At 43.0% G+C, this 12,920-nt stretch carries 15 protein-coding genes; 13 read left to right on the top strand and 2 right to left on the bottom strand.

Features of this window, described 5'->3' with window-relative positions; genetic code table 11:
* Positions 1-156 precede the first annotated feature (156 nt).
* The 4 genes from P0G38_RS10345 (at position 157) to thrB (ending at position 3,744) form a co-directional block, all read left to right on the top strand.
* Positions 157-450 (top strand): ArsR/SmtB family transcription factor, encoded by a 294-nt coding sequence (locus tag P0G38_RS10345; RefSeq protein WP_005225828.1) that lies wholly within the window; start codon positions 157-159, stop codon positions 448-450.
* A 116-nt stretch (positions 451-566) separates the two neighbouring features.
* Positions 567-1,817: a homoserine dehydrogenase gene (locus P0G38_RS10340; protein WP_081116560.1), complete on the top strand. Its 1,251-nt coding sequence runs from the start codon at positions 567-569 to the stop codon at positions 1,815-1,817.
* A gap of 2 nt (positions 1,818-1,819) precedes the next feature.
* Positions 1,820-2,878, top strand: coding sequence for a threonine synthase (gene thrC, locus P0G38_RS10335; RefSeq protein WP_275850653.1), 1,059 nt, complete (start codon positions 1,820-1,822; stop codon positions 2,876-2,878).
* A complete protein-coding gene (gene thrB / locus P0G38_RS10330; protein WP_005225831.1) occupies positions 2,875-3,744 on the top strand; it encodes a homoserine kinase in 870 nt (289 codons plus the stop codon). The genes thrC and thrB overlap by 4 nt, the downstream gene beginning before the upstream one ends.
* Before the next feature lie 81 nt (positions 3,745-3,825).
* Here the strand turns inward: thrB and P0G38_RS10325 are convergent, their stop codons facing one another.
* On the bottom strand, positions 3,826-4,713 hold the full coding sequence (locus P0G38_RS10325; protein WP_010748043.1) for a pyruvate, water dikinase regulatory protein: 888 nt from the start codon (positions 4,711-4,713) through the stop codon (positions 3,826-3,828).
* Positions 4,714-4,808: 95 nt separating this feature from the next.
* Here P0G38_RS10325 and P0G38_RS10320 point away from each other — a divergent pair, with 95 nt between their 5' ends.
* The 9 genes from P0G38_RS10320 to recO all read left to right on the top strand — a co-directional run bounded on the left by P0G38_RS10320 (position 4,809) and on the right by recO (position 12,078).
* Positions 4,809-5,240 (top strand): Fur family transcriptional regulator, encoded by a 432-nt coding sequence (locus P0G38_RS10320; protein WP_005225833.1) that lies wholly within the window; start codon positions 4,809-4,811, stop codon positions 5,238-5,240.
* Positions 5,241-5,400: 160 nt separating this feature from the next.
* On the top strand, positions 5,401-5,577 hold the full coding sequence (rpsU, locus tag P0G38_RS10315; protein WP_002356740.1) for a 30S ribosomal protein S21: 177 nt from the start codon (positions 5,401-5,403) through the stop codon (positions 5,575-5,577).
* Positions 5,578-5,610: 33 nt separating this feature from the next.
* The gene (locus P0G38_RS10310) at positions 5,611-6,060 is read left to right on the top strand and encodes a GatB/YqeY domain-containing protein (protein WP_005225841.1); all 450 of its coding nucleotides are present in this window, start codon (positions 5,611-5,613) and stop codon (positions 6,058-6,060) included.
* A 170-nt stretch (positions 6,061-6,230) separates the two neighbouring features.
* Positions 6,231-7,205 carry a PhoH family protein gene (locus P0G38_RS10305; RefSeq protein WP_005225842.1) on the top strand — a complete coding sequence of 325 codons (975 nt, stop codon included), beginning with the start codon at positions 6,231-6,233 and terminating at the stop codon, positions 7,203-7,205.
* A gap of 21 nt (positions 7,206-7,226) precedes the next feature.
* On the top strand, positions 7,227-9,428 hold the full coding sequence (locus P0G38_RS10300; protein WP_005225843.1) for an HD family phosphohydrolase: 2,202 nt from the start codon (positions 7,227-7,229) through the stop codon (positions 9,426-9,428).
* Positions 9,428-9,904, top strand: a complete 477-nt coding sequence (gene ybeY / locus P0G38_RS10295; RefSeq protein ID WP_005225844.1) for an rRNA maturation RNase YbeY — start codon at positions 9,428-9,430, stop codon at positions 9,902-9,904. Before P0G38_RS10300 ends, ybeY begins: the two co-directional genes overlap by 1 nt.
* Entirely contained in the window at positions 9,888-10,277 is a 390-nt protein-coding gene (locus tag P0G38_RS10290; protein ID WP_016610244.1) for a diacylglycerol kinase family protein, read from the top strand. The genes ybeY and P0G38_RS10290 overlap by 17 nt, the downstream gene beginning before the upstream one ends.
* Positions 10,278-10,311: 34 nt before the next feature.
* Positions 10,312-11,211, top strand: coding sequence for a GTPase Era (era, locus tag P0G38_RS10285; protein WP_005225846.1), 900 nt, complete (start codon positions 10,312-10,314; stop codon positions 11,209-11,211).
* 93 nt (positions 11,212-11,304) lie between these two features.
* The gene (recO, locus tag P0G38_RS10280) at positions 11,305-12,078 is read left to right on the top strand and encodes a DNA repair protein RecO (protein ID WP_074535734.1); all 774 of its coding nucleotides are present in this window, start codon (positions 11,305-11,307) and stop codon (positions 12,076-12,078) included.
* Here recO and P0G38_RS10275 read toward each other — a convergent pair.
* A complete protein-coding gene (locus P0G38_RS10275) occupies positions 12,072-12,878 on the bottom strand; it encodes an AraC family transcriptional regulator (RefSeq protein ID WP_005225848.1) in 807 nt (268 codons plus the stop codon). The two genes, recO and P0G38_RS10275, sit on opposite strands and share 7 nt — an antisense overlap.
* Between the last annotated feature and the right edge of the window lie 42 nt (positions 12,879-12,920).

The raw sequence follows: 12,920 nt of genomic DNA, 5'->3' as shown, positions 1-12,920 counted from the left end.
GGTGTTGAGGGACCGAAGCTTCTAAAGGGAATTTTCTGACGCTTGGATCTATTCTTGTCTTTTAGCTCGTTTCTTCTCCTTGATCGTCGAGCATTGATTGACAAGCTGTCTATCAAGGGCTAAAATGCAAAAGGAAATAAGAGAGGATGTGGCGCGATGACTACGCCGAAACTAGAAGAAATTCAGCAAGTAACACAGATTTTTAAAATGCTTAGTGATCCCACTAGACTAAAAATTTTGTTGTCTCTTCAAGAAGGAGAGCGCAATGTCACTTCGATTGCAGAACAAGTACATATGGAACAATCAGCAGTTTCTCATCAGCTGAAACTTTTGAAAGATAATCGGATCGTTAAGTCGGAAAGACAAGGAAAAACCATCCTTTATAGTCTTGATGACAAACATGTTGTGGATATTTTGCAAAAAACATTCGAACATATCCATCACCGTTAAAACTAGGGCGAGAATTTCTCAAAAGTCCTAGTTTTTTCTTATTGTTTTTGGTATGCTAGTGGAAATATTAAAATTAGATGAACGGTTTTTAATAACGTTTTCAGTTAGGGGGCATTATGGGTAAGCAATTGAACATTGGATTATTAGGAATGGGTGTTGTCGGCAGCGGGGTATGCCAAGTGTTGGCAGAGCAAAAAGAAGCCATTCTGGCACGCACAGGAGTCAGTGTGCAAATCACGAAAGCATTAGCTTCGCCTTACGAGGATAAGTCTGCGTTAGCGGCTAAGTACGGGTTTGCGTTGACGAATGAGGCAAATGAGTTGTTTGAAGATGAGACCATCGACGTAATTGTGGAATTGATCGGGAAGATCGATCCGGCAAAAGCGTTTATTTCAGCTGCTTTAGAAAATAAGAAGCACGTTGTGACGGCAAATAAAGACTTGATTGCCACCCATGGACCTGAACTGCTGGCAATCGCTGAAAAAGCCGGGGTGTCTCTTTATTATGAAGCCAGCGTGGGTGGTGGCATTCCGATCTTGCGTACATTGAGCACCCACTATCTGCCTGATACCATCACAGGGATTTTTGGTATCGTCAATGGGACGACCAATTATATGCTGACAAAAATGACGGAAGATGGCATGACCTATGAAGATGCTTTGTCACAAGCCCAAGCAAAAGGTTTTGCCGAATCAGATCCTACTAATGATGTTGACGGTATCGATGCGGCCTATAAAATGGTGATCCTGACCAAATTTGCTTTTGGGAAAACGATCCATGTTGCTGATGTGGCAACAAAAGGCATCCGCGGCTTAGCTGTGGCAGATATTAAGCAGGCACAAGCCTTTGGTTATGAAGTGAAGTTGATCGGTGCAGCACAAAAGACAGTTGACGGTTCCCTTACTGTGTCAGTTGGACCTGTATTAGTGCCGAAAAACCATGCGTTAGCGACGATCCAAAACGAGTTTAATGGCATTTTTATCGAGAGTGAAGGCATCGATCAATCAATGGTTTATGGACCAGGAGCAGGATCACGACCGACGGCCACCAGCGTGGTAGCGGATTTGACCGTTTTAGCAAAAAATAAAAGCTTTGGGATCGTTGAACCTTTTCTAACTTTTGAAAAAGAAACAGCATTAGCATCTGTAGAAGAAGTCCCTAGCCAGCATTATGTGTCTTTTTCAAGTCAAGAGATCAAAGGGAACGCTCTTCCAGAATGGTTTGCGTTTGAGCAAACGGTGTTCAACGAAGCAGACCAACGAATAGCTGGAATCACCAATCCAATGAGCGAAAAAGAGCTAACAGAAAAACTCGCAACTTATACCGATGCACAAGACATACAAATAATGAAAGTGATGGAGGAATAAACATGTATCAAGGATTATTGCATCAATACAAGGAATATCTGCCAGTCAACGAAAATACACCAGCATTGTCGCTGGCTGAAGGCAACACGCCGTTGATTCCCTTACCAAGCCTTTCCAAGGAATTAGGGATTAAATTGTATGGAAAATACGAAGGGCTGAATCCGACAGGCTCTTTTAAAGACCGAGGGATGGTCATGGCGGTGGCAAAAGCGGTGGAAGAAGGTGCGAAAGCAATCGTCTGTGCATCGACAGGAAATACCAGTGCGGCAGCAGCAGCTTATGCGACCAGAGCGGGGATCAAAGCTTACGTTGTTATTCCAGATGGCAAGATCGCTATGGGGAAATTGGCGCAAGCGATCGTTTATGGAGCCGACATCATTTCGATCCCAGGAAACTTTGATGAAGCGTTAAAAGCAGTACGAGATATTGCAGAAACCGAAGCCGTGGCACTAGTAAACTCAGTCAATCCTTATCGTTTAGAAGGACAAAAAACAGCTGCCTTTGAAGTATGCGAACAATTAGGACAAGCGCCAGATGTTCTTGCGATTCCTGTCGGTAATGCAGGAAATATCTCGGCATATTGGAAAGGGTTCAAAGAATGGCATGAGAAAAAAGGCACCGCGTTGCCAAGAATGCATGGGTTTGAAGCTGAAGGTGCTGCTGCGATCGTCCGTGGTGAAGTCATCGAACAGCCAGAAACGATCGCTACAGCGATTCGGATCGGCAATCCAGCCAGCTGGCAGTTGGCAGAAGCCGCTCGTGATGAATCAAATGGACACATCGATGCAGTAACCGATGAGGAAATTTTGAATGCTTACCGTAAAATTGCTGCGCAAGATGGTGTGTTTATTGAACCAGGCTCAGCTGCCTCGCTGGCTGGTGTCATCCAGCACGTGAAAGCAGGGAAAATCAAACCAGGTGAGACTGTCGTTGCCGTCTTTACTGGAAATGGTCTGAAGGATCCTGATACAGCTATCAAAGCGACAGAAGTAACCATCAATAAGATGAGTGATTTAGAAGAAATGCGTCAGCATCTTCGTGAAGGAGTTGCCAATCTATGAAGATCCGCGTTCCTGCAACCAGTGCGAACTTAGGGCCTGGTTTTGATTCCTGCGGGATTGCCCTGTCAAAGTATTTGTTCATTGAAGTTTTAAAAGAAAACGATACGTGGGAAATCATCCATGAGCTAGGTTCAGAGATCCCAACGGATGAAACCAACTTGCTTTTGCGTGTGGCATTGAAATTAGCACCAAACATGAAGCCTTTGAAAATCCGAATGAGTTCGGACATTCCTTTGGCACGAGGCTTAGGCAGCAGTTCCTCAGTGATCGTCGCCGGGATTGAACTAGCCAACCGCATGGCCCACATGAATCTGAGTGCAGCACAAAAGCTTGAGATCGCAACTGCCATCGAAGGGCATCCTGACAACGTTGGACCAGCAATTTATGGAGATTTTGCGGTTGCTGCTTACGACCATCAGCACAAGCATACGTATTTAGTCAAGCATCATTTTCCAGAGTGCGAGATCATTGCCTATATTCCTCATGAAGAACTGTTGACTGAAGCAAGTCGTCAAGTCTTGCCGCAGACCCTTTCTCACGAGCAAGCTGTCGAAGCCAGTGCGATCGCCAACGTGATGATCGCAGCGGTCATCAATGGCAATCTGCCTCTTGCAGGAAAATTGATGCAGCAGGATCGTTTTCATGAAGCCTATCGGGAAAAGCTTGTACCGCACTTGTCGACCATTCGCCAAATCTGCGAAGAAGAAGGCGGCTATGGCTGTTTCTTAAGCGGCGCAGGTCCTACGGTCTTAGCGATCGTCCCAGAGGAACGGGCAGAACGAATCTCAAAACTTTTGCACGCCTTGGAGAGCAATGCGTATATTGAACAATTGCAAATCGATCGTGAAGGGCTGCAAGTGTTCTAAAAGAGAATAATAAATGAGCCACAGACCAAAAACGGTGAGCAGAAGATTTTCTGCTCACCGTTTTTCATTGCTTCATCGAGGTTAGTCTTTCGTTTCTGACGTGTAATAACTATGATCTTCTAAGTTTAATGCATTTAAAATCATAGAGGCGGTTTCTTCGATGGAAAGAGAAGCGACATTGATCACGACACAGCCTAGTTTCTCGTAAAGATCATTGGCAAACGTCAGCTCCGCTTTGATTTTTTCTATATCGGAATACGCAGAATCTGGGTTCAAGCCGTAGGAGCGCATCCGTTCTTTGCGAATACTGTTTAACACATTCGGATCGTTTGTTAGCCCGACGATTTTTTTCGGATCGATTTCCCAGAGCTGTTTTGGGATGTGGGCTTGCGGTACTAAAGGCAGGTTAGCCACTTTTAAATTTTTGTTTGCTAGAAATAGACTCAAAGGCGTTTTTGACGTCCGAGAAACCCCTAGTAACACGACATCTGCTTCCAAGAAGCCACGAGGGTCTTTCCCATCATCGTACATAACCGCAAATTCCATGGCTTTGATGCGTTTGAAATAATTTTCGTTTAAGTGGTGCAAAGCCCCTGGCTCTCGTGAAGGTGCTACGCCAGTTCGTCGTTCTACTTCACTTACTGGAGGGGTCAATACGTCGAAATGGTAAAGGTCAGCTTCTTCACAAAAATGATTCGTCAAATCCACAAGTTCTTCTTTGATCAAGGTATGAAGAATAATGGCGTTGTGTTTTTTTGCATCAGACAAAGCTTTGATCAAATGCTCTTTTGTGTGGATAAACGTGCGTCTAAAAAGGTTAAATTCGACGCTGGGGTATTGGGCCATTGTCGCTTGTGCAAGCTTCGATGCCGTTTCGCCGGCAGAGTCCGACAACACGAACATCGTCACTGCGGCACTGGTTTGCAATTTTTCTTGCAAGTCTGGTTGTTCAGGTTCAGTTGGCTTCATAAGAAAAATCCTCTCTTGCTTTTTTATTGATTTCATTATACCATACTTAAGATCGATAGAATCGGAATGATTTTGATTTATCAGGAGGGCCTACGATGAAAAATCAAACACTTATTGAGCATGCCATGACTACATTGAAAGAAAATGGCTTTAAATACACCAAAAAAAGAGAAGCGATCATCACCTATTTAGTGAAACGCAATCGCTATTTGCCAGCCAAGGAAATTCATGAATACATGTCAGAAAAGTATCCTGGCTTGAGTTATGATACGATCTACCGTAATCTGCATGATTTTTCTGAGATCGGTATTTTAGAAGAAACAGAGCTGAACGGGGAGATGAAGTTTCGCTATAACTGCTGTGCAGAATTGGAGGACCATCATCACCATCACTTTATTTGCACGGTTTGTGGCAAAACAAAAGAACTGCATATTTGCCCGATGGACTTCTTCCAAGAACAGCTTCCTGGCTGCTTGATCGAGGGACATCGCTTCGAGATTTTGGGCCGTTGTGAAGAATGTCAATGAAAACCCAAACAAACTTGATGGGATCGAAGACTTTTTTAACAGAATGCCTTGACACTTTTTCAGGGGTTAGCTATAATTTTTAAAGGACAGTCGTGTTTTTTGGGATTTTATTTCAATAACAACTACGGTTACTTTTTAAGCTCGGAGGGAGGGAATTTACATGTCAAAAACAGTCGTTCGCAAAAACGAATCACTTGACGATGCTCTTCGTCGCTTCAAACGTTCCGTGTCAAAAGCGGGTACTTTACAGGAATCTCGTAAACGTGAATTTTACGAAAAACCTAGCGTAAAGCGTAAGAAAAAATCTGAAGCAGCTAGAAAACGCAAAAAATTCTAATTTTCTACTGTTTTGAGAATTGGAGCTGGTAGTGTGACACTACTAAGTACACTGAATGATGACATGAAGACAGCGATGAAAGCCAAAGACAAGGAAACCTTGCAGGTGATCCGCATGTTGAAAGCATCAATTCAAAATGAGCAGATCAAAAAAGGTTCTGACTTGAATGAAGAAGAAGAGTTGACCGTTTTGTCTCGTGAGATGAAACAGCGTCGTGATTCTTTAAATGAGTTTGAGAAAGCTGACCGAAATGATCTAGCAGAGAAAGTCAAAGTTGAAATTGCAGTTGTTGAAAAATATTTGCCAGCACAACTCGATGAAGCGGAAATCCGCCAAATCGTCGCTGGAGCGATTGAAAAGACTGGTGCTTCTTCTTCCAAAGAATTTGGAAAAGTGATGGGTGCTGTAATGCCACAAGTTAAAGGCAAAGCAGACGGCAATCAAGTCAATGCGATCGTTAAAGAATTATTGGATCAAATGTAAGCTCACGCCGCAAGTATGGATGACATGCTTGCGGCTTTTTTTCTGATTTCGAAAACTTAAAAAAAGCATAAGGACAAGGGGAAACGACTGTTGTGCTTGATAAGTAATTTTTCTTTTTTCCATCTTATGTTATTATTAATAAGAACGCCAAAAAAGGAGCTGTAACATATTTGACAGACAAAACAATAACGATCGAGATAACACTTAGTGAAAACGATGACGTTCGTTTATTATTAGGTGCCCACGATAAGAACATCAAAATTATTGAAGACTCCACAGGAACGGTCATTCACACTCGTGGTGAGCTGATCCAAATCGTAGGAGAAACCGAAGCCGCTGAAAAGGCACAATCCGTGATTCGGGCTTTGCAAGAGTTGATCAAACGAGGCATCAATATCAGTACCCCCGATGTGATCACCGCGTTGAATATGGTGAATAAGGGCAGTCTTGATTATTTCAAAGATATGTATGAAGAAGAGATCATCAAAGACCGTAACGGCAAACCGATCCGAGCGAAAAATGCTGGGCAAAAAAAATATATCGAAGCCGTCCGTAAACATGATGTAGTCTTTGGTGTCGGCCCCGCTGGAACCGGAAAGACCTTCTTAGCAGTCGTAATGGCAATTGCAGCTTTAAAGAAAGGCCAAGTGCAAAAAATCATTTTGACACGGCCCGCGGTTGAAGCAGGAGAAAATCTTGGTTTCCTACCAGGAGACTTGAAAGAAAAAGTCGATCCTTACTTACGCCCCGTTTATGATGCGTTGTATCAAATTTTTGGGATGGATCATACGAACCGTCTCATGGAACGAGGCGTCATTGAGATCGCACCATTGGCATATATGCGTGGACGTACGCTAGAAGATGCCTTTGTCATTTTAGATGAAGCGCAAAATACGACGATCGCTCAAATGAAAATGTTTTTGACCCGTTTAGGATTCAACTCTAAAATGATCGTCAATGGCGATACCAGCCAGATCGATTTGCCAAAAGGGACTTTAAGCGGCCTGATCCACGCCGAACGGACGTTACAAGAGATCCCTAAAATTGCTTTTGCTAATTTTGAAGCAGGTGATGTCGTGCGGCATCCAGTTGTTGCCGAGATCATTCGCGCATATGAAGAAGCAGATCTTAAAGACAAGCGCTGATCGTCTTTTAGGAGGAGAACTATGATCATTCAACCACTACGGAAATTTAGAGAAAGACTTGGGAAATTCTATCTACCAGTTTTGATGTTCCTTTTCTTTCTTTTTTCGATTGGTATCATGTACACCAGCGTCAAACAAAACAATGTCGATTATAGCGAAGGTCAAGTGGCGGAAGAAAATATCCGTGCCAATAAAACGATCGAAAATACCGCTGCGACGGAACAAAAACGTAAACTGGCTGCCGAAGCTGTACCACCAGAGTACACGTATCAGGATACACTGGCGCAAACGCAGCATGATCGTATCGATCATTTATTTGACTTAGTTGCTTCAGTCAAAAAATCAGTGGATGAAGCTCATGAAAAAAAAGTGGCTGAAGCCGATGAGGATGAAAATATCCCTAAACCTAGTACAGATGAATATATCGCAGCCTTAAAACAAGAATTTGAAAAAATGAGTGATGATGAACTAGATTTTTATCAGTCATTTACCAATAATTTTTTGACGACGATGTTCTCATTAAGTGATGATGAATTAAATACAGTGCGTACCTATGCGCTACAATTAATAGATGAACAAATGGCGAAACAGATCCGCCAAACGGAATTAAGTACGTTCCGTTCTGAGGCGGAAGATAAGATCCAGTTCTTAGATGTTAGCTCAGATATGGCTTCTGTCTTACGTTTCTTAGTCAATCAAGGAATCGTCGTGAACGATATCCCAAATGAAAAACGGACAGAAGAAGCACGGCAAACCGCCATGGATGCTGTTCCTCCAGTGATGATTTATCAAGGAGAGATCATTGTCCGTGAGGGCTCGCAGATCGATGCCAATGCCCTAGAGAAGCTGCAGCTTTTAGGAATGACTAATCAGACCTTTTCTGTTTTTCCATTGATCGCTTTAGTGTTAGCAACAGTCTTACAGATGCTTATGGTGTTTTATTACACGAAACAGACGAAAGACGTGGAAAAACGGATGAATGCGGTCACGTTTTATATTTTGGCAATGGCATTCAGTATTTTGATCATGAAGTTTTTCCAACTTTTCCAATCTGAATTAGTGACCTTTATCCCGCTGTTTTTCCCAGCTGCGTTTACACCGTTGATCCTGAGTATTTTCTCCAGCCGTCGTTTGGGGATTTTGTCTGCGATTTTCCAAGTAATCAGTGCACTCTTTATTTACTTTGATTCTAGCGGAACCAACTTGTTGACGACCGTCTTAGTCACCTATTTGTTCTCTGGCTTGATGGGAACGATGATCAAGCGCGCCCGCATCGCTAGTCAAGGGAAAACGGCAGTAGCGTGGGTGATCGTCTTTCCGCTCTTACTGAGTTTTGTGCTGGTGATTTTCCAAGGAATGGATTTTGCTCGCGGGAACACTTGGACCACGATCATTTGTGGTTTAGCAGGCTCTCTCTTAAGCTATTTGCTAACGATGGGACTACATCCTTACATCGAATTGTTGGTGACGGATGAGAGTATGATCGTGTTAAATGAATTGAGTAACCCGAATCATCCATTGTTAAAACAGTTGCTGGAAGAAGCGCCAGGAACGTATCATCACAGTATGATGGTTGCCAATCTTAGTGCCAATGCCGTTGCCGAAATCGGCGGGCAAAGCTTACTGACTCGTGTGGCTTGTTATTACCATGATATCGGCAAGGTCAAACATGCCAATTTCTTCGTAGAAAATTTACCTGCTGGTGCCGAAAACCCGCATAATTTCTTGTTGCCTGAAGACAGCAAACAAATTATCTTCGGTCACGTGATCGATGGGGCGGAAATTCTCGAAGAAGCCAAAATGCCCCGCATGGTGATCGACATTTGTCGTCAACACCATGGCACGACCTTGATGCGGTATTTCTACGTGAAAGCCAAAGAGCGTAATCCCGAGGTAACGGAAGAAGATTTCCGTTATCCTGGTCCAAAACCGCAAACACGAGAAGCTGGCGTTGTGAGTATCGCGGATAGTTGTGAAGCAGCTGTTCGAGCGATGGAAAATCCAACAAATCAAAAGATTCAAGAATTTGTTGCAAATCTCATCAATGATCGGATCTTAGACGGTCAACTGGATGAAACAGGCCTGACTTTGAAAGAAATCCGAATGATTGAAAAATCACTGGTCAACGGACTTTGCAGTACCTTCCATTCACGGATCAAATATCCAAAAATGAAGTCGGAAGCAGAGAAAATGAAAGAAGAACAAGAAAGAAGAGAGCGCTAATGGAGATTACCTTTTTAGATGAGACAAATTCAGTGGGGGAAACCAAGATCAAAGAGATCGAAGGACTGTTGCAATTTGCTGCAGGACATTTAGAACTTCCAGAGGATACAGAAATGTCCGTCACATTTATGGACAATGCGGCGATCCAAGAAATCAATCGGGAGTACCGCGGCAAAGATATGCCAACAGATGTCATTAGTTTTGCCTTTGAAGAAGAAACAGACGAAGAGCTGTCGATCATTTTTGACGAAGCCCTTGAAGAGCTGCCGCGTGATCTTGGAGATATTATGATCTCCATTGAACGAGCGAAAGAACAAGCTGCTGAATACGGGCACACCTATGATCGGGAGCTGGGTTTCTTGGCGTTACATGGTTTCTTGCATATCAATGGCTATGATCATATGACACCTGAAGATGAAAAGGAAATGTTTGGATTGCAAAAGGAAATACTGGATGCCTATGGACTCAAAAGATAAGAATATTGGGAAAAACAAACAATTTATTTCGTCGATCGAATTTGCTTTCACTGGTATAAAAACCGTCTTTAAAGAGGAACGCAATATGCGTAAACATGTTGCACTAGGAATCGTTGCGATCATTGCAGGCTTTATTTTCCGTTTGAGTCAAATGGAATGGCTCTGGTTGCTGCTAGCTGTTTTCTTAGTCTGGATCGTTGAGATCATCAACACCGTCTTTGAAAACGTCGTAGATATGTTTACAGATTTCCATTTCCATCCTATCGGAAAAAAAATCAAAGATATGGCTGCTGGTGCCGTGCTGATGACTGCAGTTTTTGCGTTAGTCGTCGCAGCGATCATCTTCTTGCCAAAATTGCTGCAGCTCTTCTGATGCGCACCAAAACACAAGATAAAGGGGAACAACAATGACAACACACAAATCAGGCTTCGTTGCGATCGTCGGGCGGCCAAATGTTGGGAAATCAACACTACTAAATCGAGTCGTAGGACAAAAAATCGCGATCATGAGTGACAAAGCGCAAACGACCCGTAACAAAATCCAAGGGGTCTACACGACGGATGACGCACAGCTGATCTTTATCGATACACCAGGGATCCACAAACCCAAACACCGTTTAGGCGATTTTATGGTTGAAACCGCCTATAGTGCACTGCGAGAAGTTGACGTGACGCTATTTATGATCAGTGCGGACCAAAAGCGTGGGAAGGGCGATGATTTTATTATCGAACGATTGCGCCAAAGTCAGACACCGGTTTTCCTCGTGATCAATAAAATTGATAAAGTCCATCCAGATGCCTTATTGGCAATTATTGAAGACTACTCCTCACAAATGGACTTTGCTGAGATCGTACCGATTTCCGCAACAGAAGGCAATAATTTCGAAACGTTAATGAAGCTACTGATCGATGAAATGCCAGAAGGGCCTCAGTACTTCCCAGAGGATCAAATCACGGATCATCCAGAATACTTTATCGTTTCTGAATTGGTGCGGGAAAAAGTCTTGCTACTGACCAGAGATGAAGTACCTCACTCAGTAGCGGTCGTGGTTGACTCCATGAAACGAGACCACAATGACAAGGTGCATATTCAAGCGACGATCATTGTCGAACGTGACAGTCAAAAAGGCATTATCATCGGCAAAGGCGGAAAAATGCTGAAACAGATCGGTACGAAAGCTCGTTTAGACATTGAACACTTGTTAGATGACAAAGTCTTCTTGGAATTATGGGTAAAAGTTCAAAAAGATTGGCGCGACAAGCAAACATTCTTAACAGATTATGGCTATCGCAAAGATGAGTATTGATGACATGCAGATCAAACATGATCTGTTTTAATGAAGAAAAACTGATGCAGTTAGCGAACTGGATCAGTTTTTTTAAAGAAATGGGGTGCGACGATGAATCTTGTTGAAACAAAAGGAATCTTGCTTTTTTCAAAAGATCATAAAGAAAAAGACAAGCTAGTCAAAATCTTTACGGAATCTGCTGGGAAGCAAATGTTTTATGTCAAGGGTGCCCATAGGAAAAATAACCCCTTGGCACCAGCGCTGCTCTCCTATACTGAAGCCACCTACATGGGAACCATCAAAACGGAAGGCTTGTCCTTTTTAAACAATGCCAAAGACATCCATCCTTTTCGTACGATCCAAAGTGATATTTTTATTGCTGGTTATGCAACCTACTTATTGAATTTGGCTGATTCTGCTATTGATGATCGAGTCTATGACCCACATCTATACCAATTTTTACATGAGGCCTTGCAATTAATGGATCAAGAAAACGACGCAGAGATCATCACCAATATCTTTGAGATCCAGATTTTGCACCGTTTCGGGATCACCCCGAATTGGACCCATTGTGCGATCTGCGGAAAAACCGACGGTCGGTTTGACTATTCCTCAAAATATAGCGGTATTTTATGTGAACAGCACTGGGGGATGGACGAACGTCGTTATCATGCTGATTCTCGGGCGATCCATTTTATTCGCTTATTTTCGCAAATATCCTATGAGCAGATTGCTTCAATCAAATTAAAGCCAGAAACGAAAGCCGCGATCCGACGAGTGATTGATTTATTATATGATGAATATGTGGGCATTTATTTAAAAAGTAAGAAGTTTATCGATCAGATGGGGCAATGGCAAGACGTCTTAAAACCGAAAAATCAATGATAGAGTTGGCGAAACTTCAATGGAGTTAAGCCGACTCTTTTTTTGAATAATGCTGTAAAGTGACTTGCATCTTGAAACCCCACTGCGAAGGCAGCTTGTTGAATGGGCAGATCTGGCTGTGCCACCAAAAGCTCTTTGGCTCGGGTCATGCGGTAGTTCAATAAATATTGTGCAGTAGATTGCCCCAAAAAACGTTGGAACAAACGTGAGAGATACTGTGGTGACACATAGACGAGCCCTGCTAGTTCTTTGATCGTGATCGCCTGATCGTAATTCGTTTCGATTTCTTGTATAACGGGAACCAGATATTGTTGGAACAGCGGGTGTTTTTCTGTTGGATTCCCTGAGCGTTCTTGCATGATCGCCAATAAAAAGCGGTAACATTCGCTAGAAGCCCGTAGCGGGTCCCAACTGATTTGTTGGTCTTCTTTGATCCGTTGATTGATCCAGGTGACATAAGAAAAGGTTTCTGACTCTTCAGCTAATATATAGGGCTGATTCGTGTACTGCTTTAACACCTCAGCTGCCAAAGGGCCTTGGAATGTGGCGAAGGATGTTTTCCAGTTAGTCAATGGATAATAGCGATGGGGCGTAAAAGGAAAAATCAAAATGCCTTCATTCGGACGTAAGATAAACGATTCCTGACCAAATGTGATTCGGCCTTCCCCTTGCTCGGTTTGCAGCCAATGGAAGTAGGGATAACCATCAGGACGAGCGACATCATCTTGCGCCCAATCGTTGCCGATGCTTTCCAGAGATAAAGGCAGCTGCTGATTGGTTTGATAAAAGTAGATAGGCATAGTGTACCTCCGTGTTTCGAAAAGTTATAAAATAGTGTTTCA

The organism is Enterococcus casseliflavus, assembly GCF_029215545.1.
Classification (GTDB): Bacteria; Bacillota; Bacilli; order Lactobacillales; family Enterococcaceae; genus Enterococcus_D; species Enterococcus_D casseliflavus.
Note: the sequence above shows the minus strand (reverse complement) of the source record. Positions and strands in the feature narration are given on the sequence as shown.